At 62.6% G+C, this 22,330-nt stretch carries 20 protein-coding genes; 16 read left to right on the top strand and 4 right to left on the bottom strand.

What is annotated here, in order from left to right; genetic code table 11:
• Window positions 1–3: 3 nt before the first annotated feature.
• Window positions 4–1,080: a YjgN family protein gene (locus tag IZ6_RS08865; RefSeq protein ID WP_263971490.1), complete on the bottom strand. Its 1,077-nt coding sequence runs from the start codon at window positions 1,078–1,080 to the stop codon at window positions 4–6.
• Window positions 1,081–1,350: 270 nt separating this feature from the next.
• Between IZ6_RS08865 and lipA the strand changes: the two genes are divergently transcribed.
• The 3 genes from lipA (at window position 1,351) to IZ6_RS08850 (ending at window position 5,172) form a co-directional block, all read left to right on the top strand.
• Complete coding sequence (lipA, locus tag IZ6_RS08860) at window positions 1,351–2,316, top strand: lipoyl synthase (protein ID WP_222874709.1); 966 nt, start codon at window positions 1,351–1,353, stop codon at window positions 2,314–2,316.
• A gap of 5 nt (window positions 2,317–2,321) precedes the next feature.
• A complete protein-coding gene (locus IZ6_RS08855) occupies window positions 2,322–2,801 on the top strand; it encodes a type II toxin-antitoxin system RatA family toxin (protein WP_222874708.1) in 480 nt (159 codons plus the stop codon).
• 220 nt (window positions 2,802–3,021) lie between these two features.
• Window positions 3,022–5,172, top strand: a complete 2,151-nt coding sequence (locus IZ6_RS08850) for a fused MFS/spermidine synthase (RefSeq protein ID WP_222874707.1) — start codon at window positions 3,022–3,024, stop codon at window positions 5,170–5,172.
• A 12-nt stretch (window positions 5,173–5,184) separates the two neighbouring features.
• Here the strand turns inward: IZ6_RS08850 and IZ6_RS08845 are convergent, their stop codons facing one another.
• The gene (locus IZ6_RS08845; protein WP_222874706.1) at window positions 5,185–5,712 is read right to left on the bottom strand and encodes a CinA family protein; all 528 of its coding nucleotides are present in this window, start codon (window positions 5,710–5,712) and stop codon (window positions 5,185–5,187) included.
• A gap of 28 nt (window positions 5,713–5,740) precedes the next feature.
• On the bottom strand, window positions 5,741–6,916 hold the full coding sequence (locus IZ6_RS08840) for a bifunctional 2-C-methyl-D-erythritol 4-phosphate cytidylyltransferase/2-C-methyl-D-erythritol 2,4-cyclodiphosphate synthase (RefSeq protein ID WP_222874705.1): 1,176 nt from the start codon (window positions 6,914–6,916) through the stop codon (window positions 5,741–5,743).
• 208 nt (window positions 6,917–7,124) lie between these two features.
• Here IZ6_RS08840 and dusB point away from each other — a divergent pair, with 208 nt between their 5' ends.
• The 9 genes from dusB (at window position 7,125) to hflX (ending at window position 18,411) form a co-directional block, all read left to right on the top strand.
• Window positions 7,125–8,072, top strand: a complete 948-nt coding sequence (gene dusB / locus IZ6_RS08835; protein WP_222874704.1) for a tRNA dihydrouridine synthase DusB — start codon at window positions 7,125–7,127, stop codon at window positions 8,070–8,072.
• Window positions 8,069–9,208, top strand: a complete 1,140-nt coding sequence (locus IZ6_RS08830) for a two-component system sensor histidine kinase NtrB (protein WP_222874703.1) — start codon at window positions 8,069–8,071, stop codon at window positions 9,206–9,208. The genes dusB and IZ6_RS08830 overlap by 4 nt, the downstream gene beginning before the upstream one ends.
• Window positions 9,208–10,653, top strand: a complete 1,446-nt coding sequence (gene ntrC, locus IZ6_RS08825) for a nitrogen regulation protein NR(I) (RefSeq protein WP_222874702.1) — start codon at window positions 9,208–9,210, stop codon at window positions 10,651–10,653. The genes IZ6_RS08830 and ntrC overlap by 1 nt, the downstream gene beginning before the upstream one ends.
• A 118-nt stretch (window positions 10,654–10,771) precedes the next feature.
• Window positions 10,772–13,018, top strand: a complete 2,247-nt coding sequence (locus IZ6_RS08820) for a sensor histidine kinase NtrY-like (protein ID WP_225873875.1) — start codon at window positions 10,772–10,774, stop codon at window positions 13,016–13,018.
• Window positions 13,015–14,385: a nitrogen assimilation response regulator NtrX gene (ntrX, locus tag IZ6_RS08815; protein WP_222874701.1), complete on the top strand. Its 1,371-nt coding sequence runs from the start codon at window positions 13,015–13,017 to the stop codon at window positions 14,383–14,385. Before IZ6_RS08820 ends, ntrX begins: the two co-directional genes overlap by 4 nt.
• Window positions 14,386–14,452: 67 nt before the next feature.
• A complete protein-coding gene (trkA, locus tag IZ6_RS08810) occupies window positions 14,453–15,829 on the top strand; it encodes a Trk system potassium transporter TrkA (RefSeq protein WP_222874700.1) in 1,377 nt (458 codons plus the stop codon).
• A gap of 12 nt (window positions 15,830–15,841) precedes the next feature.
• Window positions 15,842–16,705, top strand: coding sequence for a D-amino-acid transaminase (locus tag IZ6_RS08805; protein ID WP_222874699.1), 864 nt, complete (start codon window positions 15,842–15,844; stop codon window positions 16,703–16,705).
• 117 nt (window positions 16,706–16,822) lie between these two features.
• Entirely contained in the window at window positions 16,823–17,071 is a 249-nt protein-coding gene (gene hfq / locus IZ6_RS08800; protein ID WP_222874698.1) for an RNA chaperone Hfq, read from the top strand.
• Window positions 17,068–18,411, top strand: coding sequence for a GTPase HflX (gene hflX, locus IZ6_RS08795; RefSeq protein ID WP_222874697.1), 1,344 nt, complete (start codon window positions 17,068–17,070; stop codon window positions 18,409–18,411). The genes hfq and hflX overlap by 4 nt, the downstream gene beginning before the upstream one ends.
• On the opposite strand, the gene mazG is transcribed toward hflX, so the two are convergent.
• On the bottom strand, window positions 18,408–19,226 hold the full coding sequence (mazG, locus tag IZ6_RS08790) for a nucleoside triphosphate pyrophosphohydrolase (protein WP_222874696.1): 819 nt from the start codon (window positions 19,224–19,226) through the stop codon (window positions 18,408–18,410). The genes hflX and mazG overlap by 4 nt on opposite strands.
• A 236-nt stretch (window positions 19,227–19,462) precedes the next feature.
• On the opposite strand from mazG, the gene IZ6_RS08785 reads away from it, so the two are divergent.
• From IZ6_RS08785 to IZ6_RS08770, 4 genes are read left to right on the top strand one after another with little or no spacing between them, the layout of a single operon-like run.
• Entirely contained in the window at window positions 19,463–20,197 is a 735-nt protein-coding gene (locus tag IZ6_RS08785; protein WP_222874695.1) for a glycosyltransferase family 2 protein, read from the top strand.
• Window positions 20,197–20,511 carry a lipid-A-disaccharide synthase N-terminal domain-containing protein gene (locus tag IZ6_RS08780; RefSeq protein WP_222874694.1) on the top strand — a complete coding sequence of 105 codons (315 nt, stop codon included), beginning with the start codon at window positions 20,197–20,199 and terminating at the stop codon, window positions 20,509–20,511. The genes IZ6_RS08785 and IZ6_RS08780 overlap by 1 nt, the downstream gene beginning before the upstream one ends.
• Window positions 20,508–21,197 (top strand): MOSC domain-containing protein, encoded by a 690-nt coding sequence (locus IZ6_RS08775; RefSeq protein ID WP_222874693.1) that lies wholly within the window; start codon window positions 20,508–20,510, stop codon window positions 21,195–21,197. Before IZ6_RS08780 ends, IZ6_RS08775 begins: the two co-directional genes overlap by 4 nt.
• Complete coding sequence (locus IZ6_RS08770; RefSeq protein WP_222874692.1) at window positions 21,184–22,329, top strand: hypothetical protein; 1,146 nt, start codon at window positions 21,184–21,186, stop codon at window positions 22,327–22,329. Before IZ6_RS08775 ends, IZ6_RS08770 begins: the two co-directional genes overlap by 14 nt.
• Window position 22,330: the final 1 nt, after the last annotated feature.

The raw sequence follows: 22,330 nt of genomic DNA, 5'->3' as shown, positions 1-22,330 counted from the left end.
GCGTCAGAAGCCGCCGATATCGAGACCGTCGGCAAAGCCTTCGCCGATGGCGCTGGCGAGTTCGCCTTGACCTTCGACATTGTCGGCGGCCGAAAGATTGTAGACCTCGGTCATGCTGACGATCTTCGCCCAGAAATCGCGCATCAGATAAACGCGCATGGCAACGCCGGTCGCGATGGCGAGCAGAAGGTAAAGACCGGCGAAGCCGGCGATGGCCGCCGGATGCTGCATCAATATCGCAATCTCTTCTTCGGAGAAGCCGGCATAGGCAATCCCGAAGGAGCCGCCGACCACAACGGCAAAGAAAACCGCGCCGGCAACGGCCGACCACACCCACACCATGATGTAGGGCAGGATGAGATCGCCATTGTCGATATCGCATTCGAAGCTGACATCGCCGAGCTTCAGATTTGAAATCCACCAGCGGTATTCAATGGCGCGGAACCAGGCGACGATCACCGGCAGGCCGATCACGAGGATAAGCGCGATCGGAAACACGAGCGGCAGATACCAGACTTGTTTGAAGAGGTCCCAGCCCTTGCCGTGAAACTCGCCCTGCAACGAGCCATAGGCCGTATGCTGCATCATGTAGCGTTCAAGCGCGGCTGTGCGCCACGGCCAGGCGATGCCGAGAGTCAGCGCGGCGAACAGCGTCCAGAGCACCGCACGCCAGGCATAGCCCCAACCCGATCCGCCCATCGAAAAGCGCAGGCCGCGCCAGACCGTGCGCGTCACGCGGTAACGGCGCGCGCGGTAGATGGCGTATTGGATGAGGACGTAGAACAGAAGGCCAAGCGGCACGCTGGCGAACGCCTGGATGCGTTCGGCTTCCAGTGTCAGCACGAAGAACCCGGCATAAATCGGCACAAGGACCGCCATCGCGATCAGAAAGCCGATCAGAAGCTCGCGGGCGCGGCCGGTATATTCCGCCGGATCGCCGCCGACAGAGGTATGGGCCCATAAATGGCGCCGGATATCGGTCGTCAACCAGAACCGGTAGAAGCCGAGCGTGACCAGCTCAAGCAGGCCGCCTCTTATGCAGAGCCGGACGAAGATCCCTTTAGGGCCCGAAAAGATCATGGGAGTCCCCAAAGGGGGGACGGCGGCCAAAGCGGGTAGCGGCTCGTGCATGGGCGACTCGGAGTTTTGGGTCGGAAGTGCAGGCGGGACGGTGTACAACTATAGACATTGCCCACGGCCACATTCAATCGGCGAGGCAGGGACCGGCTTATAGAGGCCGATCAGAGGTTTAACCTCGTACGGCCAGCCATGCGCCCAGCGCCTGTTTATGGACCGGCAAGCATCCTATACTAGTGTGTCGCTCCACCGCGTCCCCGCGTTCAAGGCCCGATGACCGTCGTTCTCGACCTGATCAACAATCCTCGCGGGCCGCGCCATCCCGAAAAGGCGCACCGGCCCGATACCGAGGTGCTGAAAAAGCCCGACTGGATCCGCGTCCGCGCGCCCGGCTCGCCGGTCTATCGCGAGACACAGGAGATAGTCCGCACCAACAAGCTCGTGACGGTGTGCGAGGAGGCCGGCTGCCCCAATATCGGCGAGTGCTGGTCGAAGAAGCACGCGACCTTCATGATCCTCGGCGACACCTGCACGCGCGCCTGTTCGTTCTGCAATGTCCGCACCGGAAAGCCCGCCGCCGGCGTCGATGCGGATGAGCCGCGCCGCGTGGCGGAGGCTGTCGCCAAGCTCGGCCTCAACCATGTCGTCATCACCTCGGTCGACCGCGACGATCTCGATGACGGTGGTGCCCAGCATTTCGCCGATGTCATTCATGCCATCCGCGCCGCAAGCCCCGGCACGACGATCGAGGTTCTGACACCCGACTTCCTGCGCAAGGACGGCGCTCTGGAAAAAGTCGTTGCGGCGCGTCCCGATGTCTTCAACCACAATCTCGAAACCGTGCCCTCGCTCTATGTGACGGTGCGGCCCGGTGCGCGCTACTTCCATTCGGTGCGCCTCCTGCAGCGCGTCAAGGAGCTCGATCCGCAGATCTTCACCAAATCCGGCATCATGGTCGGGCTCGGCGAAGAGCGGAACGAGATTCTGCAGCTGATGGACGATCTGCGCTCGGCCGATGTCGATTTCCTTACCATCGGCCAGTATCTGCAGCCGACGCGCAAACATCATGCGATCGTGCGCTTCGTCACGCCCGATGAGTTCTCGGGCTATGAGACCGTTGCCTACTCCAAGGGCTTCCTGAAGGTCTCGGCGAGCCCGCTGACGCGCTCTTCGCATCATGCGGGCGAGGATTTCGAAAAGCTCCGCGCGGCGCGGGCGGCCAAGACCGCCGCCGAGTAAATACGATGGGCGAACATCACGCCGTCAAGCGGGTGCAGCACTCCGCCAGCGACATGTTCGATCTCGTCGCCCATGTCGAGCACTATCCGCGCTTCGTGCCGCTCTGCGAGGCGCTCAAGGTCAAAAAGCGCGAGGAGCGCGACGGCAAGACCGTCATCCTTGCCGATATGACCGTCGCCTATTCCATGTTCCGCGACACGTTCACGAGCCGCGTCACGCTCGATCCCGAAGCGCTGACCATCGACGTCGAATATATCACCGGCCCGTTCGCCTCGCTGGTGAACCGCTGGAAATTCATCCCCGTGGATGAGACGTCCTCGGACGTCGATTTTTTCATCGCCTGGCAGATGAAGAGCCGCACGCTCGGCCTTGTCGTCGGAACCGTGTTCGAACGGGCCTTCCTGAAGTTCGCCGATGCCTTTGAGGCCAGAGCGGATTTTGTTTACAAGCGCCGTGATTTAGCGGAGTCTCCGGCCACCAATTGAGAGGCGGCGCCAAGTCCGCTGCTTCCATGCGAAGTCGGGTGTTCCCGACTTCGCCAATAAACAGAGCGCAACTCGGAAACATCCGAGTTGCTAGGGAGGGGTTATGGTCTTGAAGAGCGCGCCGTCTTCCCGGACGGCGGTGGGGGCAGGCCGCGCCGCACTTTATGCCTTTGGGGCGGCTTTATTTTTATCCGCGACCCTCTTGTTCGCCGTCCAGCCCATGTTCGCTAAAATGGTGCTGCCGCGGCTCGGCGGGGCGCCGGGCGTCTGGTCGGTGGCACTGGTCTTCTTCCAGGGCGTTCTGCTCGCAGGCTATGCCTATGCCCATCTTCTGATCCGTTATGTGGGCCCCAAAGCCGGCGCCTGCGTTCACATCGCCGTGCTCCTGCTCGGCGCGCTGTTTCTGCCGCTGGCGCTTGCTGCGGGCTGGGGACGCCCGCCGGCCGAGGGCCAGATATTCTATCTCCTCGGCCTATTCGGCGTGTCGATCGGCGTGCCGTTTTTTGCGCTGTCGGCCAATGCGCCGCTGCTGCAGGCCTGGTTTGCGCGTACCGGAGCGCCCGGCGGCGAGGATCCGTACTTTCTCTACGGCGCATCCAATCTCGGCAGCTTCATCGCGCTGCTCGGTTATCCCTTTATCATCGAGCCGGCGCTGACGCTGACGGAGCAGACGCATTACTGGTCCGCCGGTTATGTCGTGCTCCTTCTGTCGATCGCAGCTTTGGGTCTTTACGCCAATCGCGGCGCGATCAATGTGGAGCCGGTGCGGGCGGTCTCGCCTCCGATCACGCCGATACGGCGCCTCGTCTGGATCTTTCTTGCTTTCGTTCCGACCGCGCTGCTCGTCGCCGTCACCGCGCATATTTCGACCGACGTTGCCGCCGCGCCGTTCCTCTGGGTCATTCCGCTTGCGATCTTCCTTCTGACCTTTGTGCTGGTGTTCCGCGAACGCCCGGTCATTCCTTATTACCTGCTCGCGATCCTTCTTCCGGCGTTGCTCATCTTTGTTGCGACGGATTACCTGATCCGCGGCATTCTGCCGACGCTCTGGCTGATCGGCCTTCATCTCGTGACCTTCTTCGTCGCGGTGATGGCCGCGCATTCGCGTCTGTACGCGCTGCGCCCGCCGGCGGACCGGCTGACCGAATTCTATCTCTGGATGTCGCTCGGCGGTGTCCTAGGCGGCGCGTTCACCGGATTGGCTGCGCCCTATATCTTCCCGACCATTCTTGAATATCCGATCCTTCTGGTCGCGACTTTGCTCGTCCTCGTGCGGCCCGAACGGCTGGACAAAGAAGAGATCAAGGCTGCGCTGACGATTTTAGCCGCCGGCCTCATCATCTCGATCTTTGCCTGGACGACAGGCAAAACCCTGAACCTCGATCAGGACAATATTTTCAAAATCGCGGTCTTTACGCTGGTTGCCGTCATTCTTCTCATCAGCCGCATGTGGCGGCTTGTTACCGTCGCGCTGCTGGCTTTCACCATGCTGGTGGGCGGCATCGTTGCGCCGAAATCGGGCACGATCGAACTGACCCGCAGCTTCTTCGGCGTGCACAAGATTCAGGATTATGCCTCGGGGATTTTCCGCGTCCTGTTCAACGGCACGACGCTGCACGGCGCGGCGCAGATCGAAAACGGCAAACCGCGTGCCGGCTGGCCAGAACCGCTGACCTATTACCACACGCAGTCGCCGATGGCGGAGGTCATCCGCGCCGCGCGCGAGGCGGGACACAGCGTGCGCCTGTCGCCGGTCGGCATTGTCGGTCTCGGAACAGGATCGCTCGCCTGCTACAAGGAACAGGGCGAGACTTGGCACTTCTACGAAATCGATCAGCAGATCATCGACATTGCGCGCGACAGCGGCAAATTCAAATTCCTGCCGGCCTGCGCGCCAGATGCCGAAATCCGTCTTGGCGATGCGCGCATCACGCTCGCCGAAGCCAAGGAAAAATACGAGCTTCTGCTGATCGACGCCTTCTCATCGGATGCGATCCCGATCCATCTTCTGACCAAGGAAGCGCTGCAGCTCTATTTCGATCATCTCGCGCCGAACGGCGTTCTCGTGCTGCACATTTCGAACCGCCATCTCGATCTTCTGCCGGAAGTCGGCGCGCTGGCGCGCGATCTCGATCTGGTTGCCTGGTCGAAGATGGAAGACGCAAAACCCGATTACGGGCCGCGTCTGCTCGCCACCTCGCAGGTCGTTGCCCTGGCGCGCTACGAACAGGCGCTCGGCGCGCTGCCCTCGCTCGAAGGCTGGACGAAAATGGCAGTCGATCCTGAGCAGAAAGAGCACAGAGCCTGGACGGACGATTACTCCGATATTTTCGGAGCCTTCCGCCGCCAGCTCAAAAAACTCGGTTACTGACGCGCGCGCCGGCTAGCGGAGTTTGGCAATTTCGGTGAGAAGCGCGATTGCTTCCATAGCCGCGTCGCGGCGCACCTGACCGCGGCCAGTATCGCCGAAGCGTTTTTCGCGGTGGATGGTCGGCCCGCCGCGCCGCGCGGCAGCGAAATGCACGAGGCCGACGGGTTTTTCAGCCGTGCCTCCTTCGGGCCCGGCAATGCCGGTGATCGACACCGCAAGATCGGCGGGGGAGGCGGCGAGCGCCCCTTCGGCCATGGCGCGCGCGACGGGCTCGCTCACCGCGCCGTGCCGGTCGAGAAGCTCTTTCGGAACCTTCAGGCAGGCCTGTTTGGCCTCGTTGGAATAGGTAACGAAGCCGCCATCGACGACCTTGGATGCGCCCGGCGCATCGGTGAGGGCGGCAGCCACAAGCCCGCCCGTACAGCTCTCGGCGGTGACGATGGTCAGGCCCTTCGCCTTGCAGAGATCGAGCAGATCCCAGGCAGCGATAATCAGCGCCTTGTCGATGCGCGAGAACTCCAGATTTTGTGCGTCGTGCATGCGAACTCCCCGAACCGAGGATAACGCGTCAGAGCGGTAAACGGATCGTGGCCGTCGCAATAGCGCACAGGCCTTCGCGGCGGCCGACAAAGCCAAGACCTTCCATGGTCGTCGCCTTGATGCCGACGCGGTCCGGCGCGATGCCGAGCACTTCGCCGATCTTCTTCTGCATGGCCTCGCGATGCGGGCCGATCTTCGGCGCTTCGCTCATCACCGAAATATCGACATTGGCGATCATGCCGCCGCGCGCCTTCACGCGGTCGCGGGCGAAGGCGAGGAATTTCGAGCTCTCGGCGCCCTTCCACTGCATGTCGGACGGCGGGAAATGCGAACCGATATCGCCGTCACCGAGCGCGCCGAAGATTGCATCGCACAGCGCATGCAGAACGACATCCGCATCCGAATGGCCGCTGAGTTTCTTGTCGTGCGGGATTTTCACCCCGCCGAGCGTCACATGATCGCCGGGCACAAATTCGTGCACGTCAAAACCGGTGCCGGTGCGAATATCGGGCAGATTGGCGAGCATGCGTTCCTCGGCGCGGGTGAAGTCTTCGGGCGTCGTCAGTTTGGTGTTCGCGGGATCGCCGGCAAAGACCGAAACGGTCAGGCCGATATGCGAGGCGACCGCGCCGTCATCGGTGAAGTCCTCACGGCCTTCCTCGGCCGCTTTTTTGTGCGCGGCGGTGATGTCGGCATAGCGGAAGCTCTGCGGCGTCTGCACGCTGCGCAATTTTGCACGATCGAGCGTCTCGCCGCGGCTGTCGCCCTCGCAGACCGCAATCGTGTCGGAGACGGGTAGGACCGGAACCGCGGCGCCGGTCTTCTTCGCCGCTTCGATGGCGCGGTCGATGACATCGGCCGGCACGAAAGGCCGGGCGGCGTCGTGGATCAGGACGATCTCGGGCTTTGAGGCTTCGAGAGCCGCAAGGCCCTTGCGGACGCTTTCCTGGCGCGTGGCGCCGCCGGTGACGGGGTCGACCAGCTTGCCGAGCCCCTCGCTTGAAAGCGCGTAGAGGTCGCGGTCGTCCGGATGGATTACCGTCACAATGGCCGAAACGCGGGGATGGGAGCTGAAAGCTTCGAGCGATCGGGCCAGAACGGGGCGGCCGCCAATGGTGCGATATTGCTTGGCGGGACTGCCCGGCGTTCCCCCGGCACGGGTTCCCCGGCCGGCGGCGACGACGATGACAGCGATTGTGGACAAGGCATTCTCCGGAGTGGCCTGCCTTCTAGACGAGCCGCGCCAACATGTCTCCCCCACGTTTGGGGACTTGCCCGGCCAAACCTCATCTGCTTAGGTAATGGGCAGATTGGGGAGTGCCTAAATCTTGGTCATAGTTAACGAGGGCCGGCTGTTGCCGGCGCTGACCATTGGACCAAATTCGGCCCCGAACCCTGTGGTTCTCGCGCCCATGTCGGGGGTCACCGACATTGTATTCCGCCGGATCGCCGTCCGCCTCGGGGCGGGTCTGGCCGTGTCCGAAATGGTGGCGTGCAAGGAATTGGCGACCGGCGATCAGGAAGCACGCCTGCGCGCCGAGGGCGAGGACATGGATATCCATGTCGTCCAGCTTGCCGGCCGCGAAGCCAAATGGATGGCGGAGGCCGCCAAAGTGGCGGAAGGCTCCGGCGCCGACATCATCGACATCAATATGGGCTGCCCGGTGAAGAAAGTGACGGGCGGTCATTCCGGCTCGGCGCTGATGAAGGACCTCGATCATGCGCTGACGCTGATCGAAGCGACCGTCGGCGCGGTTGAGGTCCCGGTGACGCTGAAAATGCGTCTCGGCTGGGACGACAAATCGCTCGTGGCGCCGCAGCTGGCGCGTCGCGCCGAAAGCGCCGGCATCAAAGTCGTCACCGTCCATGGCCGCACGCGCGAACAGTTTTTCACCGGCCGCGCCGATTGGGCAGCGATCCGCCCGGTCAAGGACGCCGTTACCATTCCCGTCATCGCCAATGGCGATCTCACCACGCTCGACGATGCGCCCTTGATGCTGGATGCGTCCGGCGCCGACGCCGTCATGGTCGGCCGCGGCGCGCAGGGGCGTCCCTGGTTCCCCGGGCAGATCGCGCATTTCCTCATGACCGGCGAGCGCCGCGCGGCCCCGAGCCTTGCCGAGCAGCACGCTTTGGCCCGCGAACACTATGACGGGCTTCTGACCATTTACGGCCGCGAGACCGGGCTTCGCCACGCCCGCAAGCATCTCGGCTGGTATCTCGACGAAGCAGCGCGCAGCGTCGGAATAACCGCCGATCCCTTGGTCAAGGCGGCCGTACTTACGGCCTCGACCCCGGAAGACGCGCAGATGAAGCTTGCTGCCGCCTACGACAAACTCGCCTGGAAGATTGCCGCATGAGCGTTCTCACTGCTGAAAACTTCGTCCGTTCAATCGGTTTCGCCGATGCCGAAGGCGTCATCAACGCTCTCCCGCATCCGATCCTTTCGATCGACGACCGCGACCGCATCACCGGCGCCAATGCCGCGGCCGAAACCTTCTTCCGCATGAGCGCGACCTTGCTGCGGCGCCTGCCGCTCGCCGACATCGTGCCCTTCGGCTCGCCGATCCTTCTGCAGCTCGATCAGGTCCGCCGCCGCGGCGCGCCGGTCAACGAATACCGCGTCGATCTCGGCTCGCCGCGCATCGGCGCCTCGCGAGTCGTCGACATCCATATCGCCCCGCACAGCGAAACCCCCGGCCATCTCGTCGTCATGCTCCAGGAGCGCACGATCGCCGACAAGATGAACCGCCAGCTGACGCATCGCGGCGCGGCGCGCTCGGTCATCGCGCTTGCGTCCATGCTGGCGCATGAAATCAAGAACCCGCTGTCGGGCATTCGCGGCGCGGCGCAGCTTCTCGAAAGCTCCGCCGCCGACGAGGACCGTGCTCTGACACGTCTTATTTGCGACGAGACCGACCGCATCGTGAAACTCGTCGATCGCATGGAGATTTTCTCCGACGAGCGGCCGATCGAGCGTGAAGCCGTCAATATCCATGTCGTGCTCGAACATGTGCGGCGGCTCGCGCAGTCGGGCTTTGCGCGCGATATCAAAATCGTCGAGGATTACGATCCCTCGCTGCCGCCGGTTCTGGCGAACCGCGATCAGCTTGTGCAGGTCTTCCTCAATCTCGTGAAGAATGCGGCCGAGGCCGTCGGCGCAACGCCTGAGGCCGAAATCCAGATCACGACGGCGTTCCGTCCGGGCGTGCGCCTGAGTGTGCCCGGTGCGCAGGCGCGTGTTTCGCTGCCGCTCGAAATCTGCGTGCGCGATAACGGGGCGGGGGTCTCCGACGATCTTCTGCCGCACCTGTTCGATCCCTTCGTCACGACGAAGCCGACGGGCTCTGGCCTCGGCCTTGCATTGGTTGCGAAAATCGTCGGCGATCATGGCGGCATCGTCGAATGCCAGTCGCAGCCGCGAAACACGACGTTCCGAATTCTTATGCCGATCTTTGCCGGTGAAGCGCCGGCCGATGCGGGAGATCTTGCGTGATGGCCAACGGCAGCATTCTAGTCGCCGATGACGATGCGGCCATCCGCACCGTTCTCAATCAGGCTCTTTCGCGGGCGGGTTATGAAGTCCGTACCGCCGGCAATGCGGCGACGCTCTGGCGCTGGGTGACGCAAGGTGAGGGCGATCTCATCATCACCGACGTCGTGATGCCCGACGAGAACGCTTTCGACCTTCTGCCGCGCATCAAGAAATTCCGTCCGGAACTGCCGATCATCGTCATGAGCGCGCAGAACACGTTCATGACGGCGATCCGCGCCTCTGAACGCGGCGCCTACGAATATCTGCCGAAGCCCTTCGATCTGAAGGAAGTGCTGGCGATCGTCGGCCGCGCGCTGACCGAGCCGAAAGCGCAAGCCGAAAAACTCGCGGCCAATGACGAGGTCGAGAACATTCCGCTCGTCGGCCGCTCTTCGGCGATGCAGGACATCTACCGCGTGCTGGCGCGCCTGATGCAGACGGATCTCACCGTCATGATCTCGGGCGAGAGCGGCACCGGCAAGGAACTCGTCGCCCGCGCGCTGCACGATTACGGCAAGCGCCGCACCGGCCCGTTCGTTGCGATCAATATGGCGGCGATCCCGCGCGATCTCATCGAGTCCGAACTCTTCGGCCATGAGAAGGGCGCCTTCACCGGCGCGCAGGCGCGCTCGACCGGCCGTTTCGAACAGGCCGAAGGCGGCACGCTCTTTCTCGACGAAATCGGCGATATGCCGATGGAAGCCCAGACGCGGCTTCTGCGCGTGTTGCAGCAGGGCGAATACACAACGGTCGGCGGCCGCACGCCGATCAAGACCAATGTCCGCATCGTCGCCGCGACGAACAAGGACCTCAAAATTCTGATTCAACAGGGTCTGTTCCGCGAAGATCTGTTCTTCCGCCTGAACGTTGTCCCGATCCGCCTGCCGCCTTTGCGCGAACGTGCCGAAGACGTGCCGGATCTCGTCCGTCACTTCTTTGCTCTGGCCGAACGCGAAGGCCTGCCGCAGAAGCAGATCGATGCGGCGGCGCTGGACCGCATGAAGCGCTATCGCTGGCCGGGCAATGTGCGTGAGCTCGAAAACCTGATCCGGCGTCTGGCCGCGCTTTATCCGCAGGACGTCATCACCGCCAATATCGTCGAGACCGAACTTGCCGAGCCGTCGGTCATCTCCGGTGAGGAGGAGCGGGGCGGTCTGCCGGACGAAATCGGTCCGGCGGTCGAGCGCTTCCTGTCGAATTATTTCGGCCAGTATGGGGAGGCCCTGCCGCCTCCCGGGCTCTATCACCGGATTCTCCGGGAGATCGAGCAGCCGCTTCTCGGGGCCGCCCTTGCAGCAACCCGTGGAAATCAGATCCGCGCGGCCGAGTTGCTGGGGCTCAACCGGAACACCCTCCGGAAGAAAATTCGTGATCTGGATCTGAGGGTTATCCGGAACGCCCGGTAAAATCGCCGACGCCCGGTAAAAGTCGCAATTCGCCCCGAAGCTGTCACATTCAAACAACACTGTCGCGCGCGTGCATCAGTCGCGTTAAGAGTGGGGCCCTCACAAGGGCGGGGACGAAGTGGCCATCGATACGCTGAGCGCTGCAGGATCGCAGACCCCGGAGCCGATTTCGGTTGCGCCGCCCGGCCCGTCCCGGGTGGGCTTCGTCATCCTCGTTCTGGCCCTGCTGTCGACGCTAACGACCTTTCTGGTCCTCGCCGGGCTGACCCCGCTTTCGCCGACCCATACCGTCGTCGTCACCACGCTTTGCATCAATGTCGGCTTCGGCGTGCTCTTGCTCGGCATCATTGTCTGGCAGGCGCGCGTTCTGGTCCTGGCCCGTCACCGCAAGCGGGCGGGCGCCGGCCTTCATAAGCAGGTCATTCTTCTCTTCGGCATTATCGCGGTGACGCCGGCACTGCTGCTGGCGGCCGTGGCCGTCATCACGCTCGACCGAGGCCTCGACCAATGGTTCTCGACCCGCGCCCGCACCATTGTCGACAACGCGCTCGTCGTCTCGCGCGCCTATCTCGAAGAACAGTTTCGCACCATCCGCGCCGAAACGCTCGCCATGGCCAGCGATATCAACCGCGCCCGTCCGCTTTTCGACAATGAGCGCGATCGCTTCCGCGATCTTGTCACCGTCCAGTCGACCATCCGCGGCATGCAGGCGACCTACATCATCAAACGCGACCTGACGGTGGTCGAGCGTGCCGCCAATGATGGCGGCCGTCCGGTACAGATGCCGCCGCCCAATGCCTTCACCCAGGCGACCGACAAGGAGCCGGCGATCCTGTCGCCGAACAGCGCCAATCTGATCGGCGCGGTGTTCAAGCTGCAGGGCTATGACGATCTGTGGGTGTTTGTGGTGCGCGCCGTCGATCCGCGCGCGACCCATTATCTGCGCATGACGGAAGCCGCGGCCGCCGAATATATCGCGCTCGACCGGCGCCGCTTCGGCGTGCAGGTGGCGTTCGGCCTGATGTATCTCGTCATCGGCCTCACCTTGCTTCTCGCCGCGATCTGGATCGGTCTTGCCTTCGCAAACCGTCTTGTCTCGCCGATCAGCCGCCTTATCGGCGCAGCCGATCAGGTCGCCGCCGGCAATCTTTATGTTCAGGTGCCGCACGGCAAAGGCGAGGGCGATCTCGGCGGTCTTTCCGAGACCTTCAACCGCATGACGGCGCAGCTCAGAACGCAGCGCAACGCGCTACTCGAAGCCTCGGAACAGATCGACGAACGCCGCCGCTTTACGGAAGCCGTTCTGTCGGGCGTCACCGCCGGAGTGATCGGTCTTACCGGGGACGGCCGCATTACCCTCGTCAACCGAAGCGCAAGCCAGCTTTTCGGCGCAAGCGAAGAAGAAATGCTGCACCGGCCGCTCGCCGATCTCGCGCCGGAATTCGTCGAGCTCATGGATGAGGCGACGACCGGCCGCAATCGCGTTCAAGGTACCGTCACCTTCACCCGCGCCGGCCGCGAGCGGACGGTCAATGTCCGCGTCACGCGCGAGCAATCGGTGGCGCCCGAACACGGCTATGTCGTCACGCTTGACGATATTACGGACCTCGTCACCGCGCAGCGCACCTCGGCCTGGGCGGACGTTGCCCGCCGCATCGCGCACGAGATCAAGAACCCGCTGACACCCATTCAGCTTTCGGCCGAGCGCATCCGCCGCAAATACGGCAAGAACATCACCGAAGACCGCGAAGTGTTCGATCAGTGTACCGACACGATCGTCCGCCAAGTTGAAGACATCAAACGCATGGTGGACGAATTCTCGTCCTTCGCGCGGATGCCCAAGCCCGTGATCGAGCCTGCCAACGTGTCCGAATCGGTGCGCCGCGCAGTGATGATGATGCGGGTCGGCTATCCGGAAATCACCATGGATCTCACCGCGCCGGACGATCCGCTCATCGCCCGTTTCGACGATCGCCTTATGTCGCAGGCGGTGACCAATATCGTGAAGAACGCGGCGGAAAGCATCGCGGCGGTCTCCGAGTCCGAGCGCGGCGAGGGGCGTATCCTCGTCGAGGTGCGCTCCGATCAGACCCGCATCTCCATCGCGGTGACAGATAATGGTTTGGGGCTGCCAACGGAAAACCGATCGCGCCTCCTCGAGCCATATATGACGACGCGCGAGAAAGGCACCGGCCTTGGTCTCGCCATCGTTACCAAGATTCTGGAAGAGCATGGTGGCGGTATCGAACTCGCCGATGCCCCGGCGGTCAGTCTGGGAGGGCGTGGCGCGCGAGTCACTTTGTGGCTTCCGCAAAACGCTGCGACTGAAGAACAACAAGAAACAAAAACGGAAGTAGGCGCATGAGTGCAGATATTCTGATCGTCGATGACGAAGCCGACATCCGCGAACTTGTTGCGGGTATCCTTGAAGACGAGGGTTACAACACTCGCGTCGCACGCAACAGCGATCAAGCGGTGGCTGCCGTCGAAGAGCGGCGCCCGCACCTGATCTTCCTCGATATCTGGCTGCAGGGCTCCAAGCTCGACGGCATGCAAATTCTCGACGTTATCAAGGAAAGCCATCCCGACGTTCCCGTGGTCATGATCTCCGGCCACGGCAATATCGAAACCGCGGTCGCCGCGATCAAAAAGGGCGCCTACGATTTCATTGAAAAGCCCTTCAAGGCCGATCGCCTCGTTCTGGTCGCGAGCCGCGCACTCGAGGCTTCGCGCATGCGGCGCGAACTGCGCGATCTGCGCCAGCAATCGGGCCATGCGTCGCGCCTGATCGGTAAGTCCTCGGTAATGAACCAGCTGCGCGCCACGATCGAGCGCGTTGCGCCGACCAATAGCCGCGTCATGATTTCCGGCGCTCCGGGCTCGGGCAAGGAGCTTGCGGCGCGCACGATGCACGCCATCTCGCAGCGCTCCAACGGCCCTTTCATTGCCGTCAATGCCGCGGCGATCACGCCGGAGAATATGGAAACGGCGCTGTTCGGCGTCGAAGGCGACGGCAACGGTCGGGCCCGTCAGGTCGGCGCGCTGGAAGAGGCGCATGGCGGATCGCTCTTCATCGATGAAGTGGCGGACATGCCGCGCGAGACGCAGAACAAGATTTTGCGGGTTCTTGTCGATCAGAACTTCACGCGTGTCGGCGGCTCGCAGCGGGTCAATGTCGATGTGCGCATCATCTCCTCGACGAGCCGCGATCTTCCTGGAGAAATCGCCCTCGGCAATTTCCGCGAAGATCTATTTCACCGTCTGTCGGTCGTGCCGATCCGCGTGCCGGGTCTCGCCGAGCGGCGCGAGGACATCCCGGAGACGATCGATTATTTCCTCGATCAGATTTCGCTGCAGACGGGTCTGCCGAAGCGTGTCATTGGCGAGGACGCTCTGGCCGTCCTGCAGTCGCATGACTGGCCGGGCAATGTCCGGCAGCTGCGCAACAATATCGAACGCCTGCTGATCCTTGCCGGCGGCGATCCCGATGCGGTCGTCACCGCCTCGATGCTGCCGTCCGAAATCGGCACTATGGTGCCGCCGACGCCGAACGGCGCGGGCGGCGAGGCTTTGATGGGCATGGCCCTGCGCGAGGCCAGGGAAGTCTTCGAACGGCAATATCTGATGGCCCAGATCAGCCGTTTCGGCGGCAATATCTCCCGTACCGCCGAGTTCATCGGCATGGAGCGCTCGGCGCTCCACCGCAAACTCAAAGCGCTTGAAATCGGATGAACCGGCCGGGGAGGGCGGTGACGCGGGCTTTGGCTTGCGCTAAGCCCATGGCTCGGATGGGCGCGCGATGAAGGTCGTTATCTGCGGGGCGGGACAGGTGGGTTTCGGCATTGCCGAACGGCTCGCGGCCGAAGGCAATGACGTTTCGGTCATCGATCTGCAGCCAAGGCTGATCCAGACGATCTCCGACAGTCTCGAAGTTCGCGGCTTTGTCGGCCACGGTTCACATCCCGATGTGCTGGCCCAGGCCGGTCTCGAACAGGCCGACATGCTGATCGCCGTCACCCAGTCGGACGAGGTCAATATGGTGGCCTGCCATGTGGCCCATAACCTCTTCAACGTGCCGACGAAAGTCGCGCGTATTCGCGCCCAGAACTATCTCTCGCCCGAATGGTCCGAGCTCTTCGCGCGCGACAATCTTGCGATCGATGTCGTCATTTCGCCCGAGCTGGAAGTCGGCGAGGCCGTGCTGCGGCGGCTCGCCGTACCTGGCGCGGCGGATACGCTCGGCTTCGCTGACGATAAACTCGTCGTTGCCGCCATCGAATGCGCCGAGGACTGCCCGGTCATCGATACGCCGCTGAGTCAGCTGACGGAGCTTTTTCCGGATCTCAAAGCCCGCGTCATCGGCGTCAAACGTGGAGAGCGCGTGTTTGCTCCGCGCAGTTTCGACAGCCTCATCGCTGGCGATCTTGTGTATGTCGCCGCCGAGAAAGAGCAGCTGCAACGCACCCTCGTGATCTTCGGGCGCGATCAGCCGCCGGCCAGCCGCGTGGTTGTCGCAGGCGGCGGTAATATCGGTGTCTATGTTGCGCGCCAGCTGGAAGAGCGGGTCAAGGGCGCCTCCGTCAAAGTGGTCGAGCCGAATGCGGCACGAGCGCTCGAGATCGCCGACGACTTCAAGCGCGGGGTCGTTCTCAACGGCAGCGCGCTCGATGACGCGGTTTTACGCGAAGCCGATGTTGAGCATGCCGACACGTTCGTCGCCGTGACGAATGATGAGCGTGTCAATGTTCTGTCGGCGGGCCTTGCCAAGAAAATCGGCTGCCGGCGCAGCCTTGCCCTCGTCAATACCGTGGCGCTCGGCGGCCTTATCGCCGATCTCGGCGTCGACATGCAGATCAATCCGCGCGGCGTCACCGTCTCGCGCATCCTGCGCCATGTCCGCCGCGGCCGCATCCGCGGCCTCTATTCGGTGCTTGAAGGGCGGGCGGAGCTGATTGAAGCCGAAGCGCTGCAGACCTCGCCGCTTGTCGGCGTGCCGCTGCGCGAACTCGACGTGTTCGAAGGCATGCGTATCGGCGCCGTCTACCGTAACGGCAAAATCATCTTTCCGGGCGGCGACACGGTTCTGCAGGCGCAGGACCGCGTGGTTCTTTTCGCAGAGGCTGCCCGCGTCAAACGCGTCGAGCAGCTTTTCCGCGTCAGCCTCGAATTCTTCTGACGGAGTTTCCCGTTGAGCCGCATTGTCTATGTCAACGGCCGCTATGTGCCTTATGCCGAAGCTTCGGTGCATATCGATGACCGCGGCTTTCAGTTTGCCGACGGTGTCTATGAAGTCTGCGAGGTTCGCGACGGCCGCATTATCGACGAGCCGCGCCATTTCGCCCGCCTGAAGCGGTCTCTCGACGAGCTGAAAATGGCGGCTCCGATGAACGAGGCATGCCTCAGCGTCGTGCTCACCGAAGTGCTGCACCGCAATCGCGTCCGCAGCGGGCTCGTCTATCTGCAGGTGACGCGCGGTGTTGCACGCCGCGAATTTTTCTTTCCGGCCGATGATGTGCCGCCGACACTCGTCGTGACCGCGCGCTCGGTCGATCCGCTAAAGGGCGAGAGCGTTGCCGCGGAAGGTATACGTGTCGTCACCGTTCCGGAGAACCGCTGGGAGCGGGTCGACATAAAGACGACGGGGCTCTTGCCCAATGTGCTGGCCAAAATGCAGGCCAAAGCCGCCGGCGCCCGCGAAGCCTGGTTTGTCGATCGGGACGGTTTCATCACCGAAGGCGGCTCGAGCAATGCCTGGATTATTTCCGAAGAAGACGTGCTGATTACGCGCCCCGCGGAAAGCGGCATCCTGCGCGGGGTGACGCGGACGACGCTGATCGACCTTGCCCGCAAAGAGGGTCTGAAGGTTGAAGAGAGGGCGTTTACCGTAACCGAGGCTAAAGTCGCAAAAGAAGCTTTCATCACCTCGGCAACGACTATTGTGACACCGGTGATCGAGCTGGATTCCGCAGCAATTGGAGGGGGAAAGCCCGGCCCTCTCGTCAAGCGCCTGAGGTCAGGCTTCCATGCTATTGCCGCATGGCGGTCCATCTGAAACGCCGGTTTCACTTGCGAAACGAAGCGTGCTTCAGTCTAATGACGGTAACGTGAAGTCTGGCGCAGCGCTCGCCCAAGAGAGCGCTGACAAGCAGACCCGGAGGACAATAACAAAATGGCCGACCGAGCCCAAAATCTTCAGGACACTTTCCTCAATTACGTCCGCAAGCACAAAGTACCGCTTACGATATTTCTCGTGAACGGCGTGAAATTGCAGGGTGTTGTCACCTGGTTCGACAATTTCTGCGTTCTCTTGCGGCGCGACGGGCATTCTCAGCTCGTCTACAAACACGCCATCTCGACGATCATGCCGGGTCATCCTATTTCCCTGTTCGAGGGGACGGATGACGAGAAGGCGGATTGACCGGACCGCAACGTAAAACCGACACCGATCTGCCGTCGCCGCCGGGGGAGGGATCCACCGGACGTGCCGTCGTCATCGTGCCGTATCTGCGAGAGGGCAAAGCCGTGTCGACGGCCTTGCGCAGCCCGCAGGCGCGTCTCGACGAGGCTGTCGGCCTTGCGCTCGCGATCGATCTCGAAGTCGTCAGCTCCGGCCTTGTGCCGCTGAGCCAGATCCGGCCCGCGACTTTTATCGGCACCGGCAAGGTCGAAGAGCTGGCCGGCATTGTCCGCGCCAACGATGCAGGGCTTGTCGTCGTCGATACGGCTCTTTCTCCGGTGCAGCAGCGCAATCTCGAAACGGCATGGGCGTGCAAGGTGCTCGACCGCACCGGTCTCATTCTCGAGATCTTCGGCCGCCGGGCGCGCACGAAGGAAGGCACGCTGCAGGTCGAGCTTGCGCATCTCAACTGGCAGAAGAGCCGGCTCGTCCGCTCCTGGACGCATCTTGAGCGTCAGCGCGGCGGCTTTGGCTTTCTTGGCGGCCCCGGCGAAACGCAGATCGAGAGCGATCGCCGTGTCATCGGCGAGCGTATTCACAAGATCGAACGCGAACTCGATCAGGTGCGGCGCACGCGCGGCCTTCACCGCTCAAGCCGCAAGCGCGTCCCTTATCCGATCGTCGCGATGGTCGGTTATACGAATGCCGGCAAGTCGACGCTGTTCAACCGCATGACGCAGTCCGAGGTTCTTGCGGCCGATATGCTGTTCGCAACGCTCGACCCGACTTTGCGCTCGATCGATCTGCCGCACGGCACGCGCGTCATCATGTCGGACACGGTCGGGTTCATCTCCGATCTTCCGACGACGCTCATCGCCGCGTTCCGTGCGACGCTCGAAGAAGTTCTTGAAGCTGATGTCATCTTGCATGTGCGCGACATCTCGCACGGCGACACCGAAGCGCAGGCGCAGGACGTCACCTCGATCCTGACCGAACTTGGTGTCGACCCGCATTCCGGAAAGCTCATCGAAATCTGGAACAAGATCGACGCGCTGGACGCGGACGCCGCAGACCGTCTGCGCGAAGTCGCTAAGCGCGAAAAGAACAAGCCCGTTGTCGTCTCGGCACTGACGGGCGAGGGCGTTGCCGCACTGCTCGATGAGATCGAACAGCGCGTGTCGGCCGGACGCTCGACCATGGAACTTGAAATCAGCTCCGCCGACGGCGAGGGGCTGCACTGGCTCTACGAACACACCGAAGTGCTGGAACGCGAGGACGGCGAAGACGGCTTGCTGAAGCTGACCGTGCGTGTCGCTCCCGAACGCGCTGAAGGCGTGCGCCGGCGTTTCCTAAACGCTTAAGCCTCACGCTCCGCGAGTTTCGCCGCGTTCCAGAGCGCATCCATCTCTGCGAGATTTGACTCGGCTGTTGTCTTGCCGCGCTTTTTCAGTTCTGCCTCGATGAAGCGGAAGCGGCGTTCGAATTTCGCATTGGCGCGGCGCAGCGCAATTTCCGGATCGGCTTTCACATGCCGCGCGAGATTTGCGACCGCGAACAGAAGATCGCCGATCTCGTCGAGCCGTTCTTCATCGCTCGCGCTCTCATCGAGCGCTTCTTCGACCTCATCGGCTTCTTCGCGGATTTTCTTCAGAACGAGGCGCGCTGAATTCCAGTCAAAGCCGACAGTTCCCGCTTTCGCCTGCAGCGCCACCGCGCGCGACAGCGAGGGGAGGGCGGCGGGCACGGACGACAGAAGACCATTTGAGGCCTCGGGCCCGCGGCGCACGGCGCGTTCGGCTTTCTCCTGCGCCTTGATCTTGTCCCAAATGCCTTTGATCTCGTCGGCCGTCAGATTTTGCGTCTCACCGAAAATATGCGGATGGCGTCGGATCAGCTTTTCATTGATCGCCTCGACGACATCGGGAAAGGCGAACGCGCCTTCTTCCTCCGCCATGCGGGCATGGAAGACGACCTGCAGGAGAAGATCGCCCAATTCCTCGCGCAGATCCTCAAGATCGCCCCGGGCAATGGCGTCGGCAACCTCCGCGGCCTCCTCGAGCGTATAGGGCGCGATGGTCGAAAAATTCTGCTTCAGGTCCCAGGCGCAGCCGGTCTCGGGATGGCGCAGGGCGGCCATGATCTCGATGAGGCGGGCAATGTCGCGGGACGGGGTCACGTAAGCTCCTTCAGGGCTTTATCTCACGCGTTATCCCCGTGTCATGCCGCGGGAGCAAGGCTCGCGTGACACTGCCCACCAGTAGATATAAGAAAATATGCCTCATGTGCGACGAGCACGATCCGGTCGACTGTCACCCCACGATCATTGCCGAGCGGGGTGGACAGGAGCTAGGAGTGGCGTTCGAAAACCCCGCCCCGAAAACGGTTTGAAGGGCAGACTTTCCCAAGGTTCCCATGGCCAATTCCGCAAGCGCGCTCGTGTCCGTCGTTGTGCCGGCGCGCAATGAAGCGAAAAATCTCGAAACGCTGATCGACGAAATCCATGCCGCGCTCAAACCGCGCGCGCATGAGATCATCATCGTCGACGATGCCTCGACCGACGAGACCGCATCGGTGCTCGTGAAGAAGCGCCAGGCGGGGGTGCCGGTGCGCCATATCCGGCACGCCAAAGCGCTCGGCCAGTCCGGTGCGGTCCGCACCGGCGTGTGGGCGGCCAAAGGCGATGTCATCGCAACGCTCGACGGCGACGGCCAGAACAATCCGGCCTATTTCCCCGCGCTGCTGGACGCGCTCGAGCGCGGCGGCCCGCAATGCGGCCTTGCCATGGGCCGCAGGCTGAAGCGTACGGACGGCACGCTGAAGAAATATGCGTCGCGCTTTGCCAATGCGGTCCGCGGCGGTCTCTTGAAGGATGGTGCGAAGGACTCGGGCTGCGGTCTGAAGGTCGTGCCGGCCGATCTCTTCCGCCGTCTGCCGTTTTTCGACGGCTGGCACCGCTTCATTCCCGCGCTTGTCAGCCGCGAAGGCTTTTCCGCCGAATGGGTCGAGGTCGTCGATCGCCCGCGCGGCCACGGCACATCCAATTACGGCATTTTCGACCGCGGCCTCAGGGGCGTGCTCGATCTCTTCGGCGTGTGGTGGATCAAGAAGCGTTTCCGCGGCGCGGCCGAGACGACTGAGGTGATGTGATGTTTGAACGTTTGTCTCTCTGGCTGCACGAGGTTTTCGTCGCCGGGATCGATGGCTGGGTGCTGCTCGGCTTCGTCGCGCAGTTCATGTTCATGATGCGCTTTGTCGTGCAGTGGATCGCCTCGGAGCGCGCCAAGCGCTCGGTTCTTCCCGTCGCCTTCTGGTTCTTCTCGGTCGGTGGCGGCGTCCTGCTGCTGGTCTACGCCGTCTATCGCAAGGATCCGGTGTTCATTGCCGGGCAGGCGCTCGGCCTCATCATCTATGCGCGCAATCTCTGGCTCATCTTCAAGGAGCATAAGCGGCGCCCGGCATGAGCGAGCCCGTCGTCGACCGGATCTATTGCGGAAAGATTGCGCCGCTCGGACCGCACGGTGCGGCCAGCGGCATCGCCAAACATGCGGTTGAAGGCCCCTGGACGGTGACCGAGTTCGGTATTGTCGGCGATCATCAGGGCGACACCCGCGTTCATGGCGGCCCGGAAAAAGCGATCCATCATTATCCGCGCGAACATTATGAGGCGTGGAGGAGGGAGGAGCCCTCCATCGCCTTGTTCGGCGATCCGCCGGGCTTCGGCGAAAATCTCTCGACGCTCGGATTGATGGAAGACGATGTCTGCATCGGCGATGTCTTTCGGCTCGGCGGCGTCATCCTTCAGATCAGCCAGGGACGTCAGCCGTGCTGGCGCCTCAACGCCCATTCGGGCTGGCCGGAGCTGGCGCGCCGCGTGCGGGCGACTGCACGTACAGGTTGGTATTATCGCGTTCTCCAGGCCGGGACCGTAGATCCCGGCAGCAGATTGGCTCTTGCCGAACGGCTCCAGCCGGATTGGAGTGTCGGCCGGGTGATGCGGGTAATGCTCGCGCATGAGATCGATCTCAACGAGCTTGCGGGCATCGCCGAGATTGCCGAGCTTAGCGAGGGGTGGAGGCAGACCTGCCGCAAGCGTATCGCGGCGAGGCGGCCTGAGGACTGGGGGAAACGTCTTGATGCACCGACATAGAGAATTGGCGGGGAGGGGCCTTCTCGCCACCGCCGTGCTTTCGCTTCTCGCGACGCCAGCCAGCGCCCATGTGAAATGGTTCGCACCCTATATCGTCGGCGCGCCGCCGGCCGATGTCAGCACCACGCTCACCAATACCTGGTTCTGGGTCGGCATCGTACTTGTGCTCGTCTTCTTTCTTGCGACGCGCGTCATCGAACAATCGCGGTTCGGGGAAGGGGTTCTCGCCGCGATGGACCGCATTACCGATCCCTTGTGGAAGCGTCTCGACGATTTCGTGCGCGTCATCATCGCCGCCTTCTTCGTTGCGATCTTTGCCGTCGGCGGCGTGTATCTTACCCCCGATCTTAGAACGCCCGCGGAATGGGTGTCCTGGATGCAGCTTGTCATCGCCGGGCTGATCTTCTCGCGCCGCACCCAGCCGCTCGCCGGTTTCGGCATCGTTGCGCTCTGGGTCATTGCGCTACGCGATTACGATGTTTTCCATCTGCTCGATTATCTCGCGCTCGGGGTCGGTGTTGCGCTCTATCTCGTGCTGGAAGCCTCAAACAATCCCGAATGGCGCAAGCACCGGTTTGAGGTTCTGCGCTGGGGTGTTGCCATCGCTCTGATGTGGTCGAGCCTCGAAAAATTCGCCTATCCCGACTGGTTCTATCCGCTGGTCGAAGAGCGGCCGTTCCTGACCTTCGGCATGCCGCGCGATGTGTTCATTCCGATGGCCGGCGTCACCGAGTTCACTTTGGGCTTCGGTCTTTTGTGGACGCCGCTTGTCCGTCGACTGTCGGCGATTGCGCTGTTCATCATCTTTAACGCCGCCGTCTATCCGTTCGGCCGCGTTGATCTCATCGGCCATGCTTTGATCATGGCCGTCATCGTCGCCATCGCCGTCGATCATACGCGCGAGCTGCATTTCCTGCCGAAAGTCCGTACATCGATCGCCGTCGTGCCCGCTGCCATCGCGGCATGTTTTGCGATTTTCGTCGCGGGCTATTGGGGGCTGCACATCGCGATCTACGGCATTGACGGACGCGAAGGAACGCCCGGCAATTACTCGACGCACTCGCCCGATCCTGATCATCCGCACGGACAGCACGTGCCGGACGTCATCGGAGCGCCGCCGACTAAGCCTTGAA

It is taken from the genome of Terrihabitans soli, assembly GCF_014191545.1.
In the GTDB taxonomy this organism is placed as follows: domain Bacteria; phylum Pseudomonadota; class Alphaproteobacteria; order Rhizobiales; family Methylopilaceae; genus Flaviflagellibacter; species Flaviflagellibacter soli.
This window is presented reverse-complemented; position numbering and strand designations above follow the sequence as displayed.

Coding starts and splice junctions, on each gene's coding strand:
- IZ6_RS08865 (WP_263971490.1), bottom strand. CDS start 1,080: ATGATCTTTTCGGGCCCTAAAGGGATCTTCGTCCGGCTCTGCATAAGA.
- IZ6_RS08830 (WP_222874703.1), top strand. CDS start 8,069: ATGAGCGTTCTCACTGCTGAAAACTTCGTCCGTTCAATCGGTTTCGCC.
- ntrC (WP_222874702.1), top strand. CDS start 9,208: ATGGCCAACGGCAGCATTCTAGTCGCCGATGACGATGCGGCCATCCGC.
- lipA (WP_222874709.1), top strand. CDS start 1,351: ATGACCGTCGTTCTCGACCTGATCAACAATCCTCGCGGGCCGCGCCAT.
- ntrX (WP_222874701.1), top strand. CDS start 13,015: ATGAGTGCAGATATTCTGATCGTCGATGACGAAGCCGACATCCGCGAA.
- IZ6_RS08770 (WP_222874692.1), top strand. CDS start 21,184: ATGCACCGACATAGAGAATTGGCGGGGAGGGGCCTTCTCGCCACCGCC.
- trkA (WP_222874700.1), top strand. CDS start 14,453: ATGAAGGTCGTTATCTGCGGGGCGGGACAGGTGGGTTTCGGCATTGCC.
- IZ6_RS08850 (WP_222874707.1), top strand. CDS start 3,022: ATGTTCGCTAAAATGGTGCTGCCGCGGCTCGGCGGGGCGCCGGGCGTC.
- IZ6_RS08775 (WP_222874693.1), top strand. CDS start 20,508: ATGAGCGAGCCCGTCGTCGACCGGATCTATTGCGGAAAGATTGCGCCG.
- IZ6_RS08780 (WP_222874694.1), top strand. CDS start 20,197: ATGTTTGAACGTTTGTCTCTCTGGCTGCACGAGGTTTTCGTCGCCGGG.
- IZ6_RS08855 (WP_222874708.1), top strand. CDS start 2,322: ATGGGCGAACATCACGCCGTCAAGCGGGTGCAGCACTCCGCCAGCGAC.
- hfq (WP_222874698.1), top strand. CDS start 16,823: ATGGCCGACCGAGCCCAAAATCTTCAGGACACTTTCCTCAATTACGTC.
- IZ6_RS08845 (WP_222874706.1), bottom strand. CDS start 5,712: ATGCACGACGCACAAAATCTGGAGTTCTCGCGCATCGACAAGGCGCTG.
- IZ6_RS08785 (WP_222874695.1), top strand. CDS start 19,463: ATGGCCAATTCCGCAAGCGCGCTCGTGTCCGTCGTTGTGCCGGCGCGC.
- dusB (WP_222874704.1), top strand. CDS start 7,125: ATGTCGGGGGTCACCGACATTGTATTCCGCCGGATCGCCGTCCGCCTC.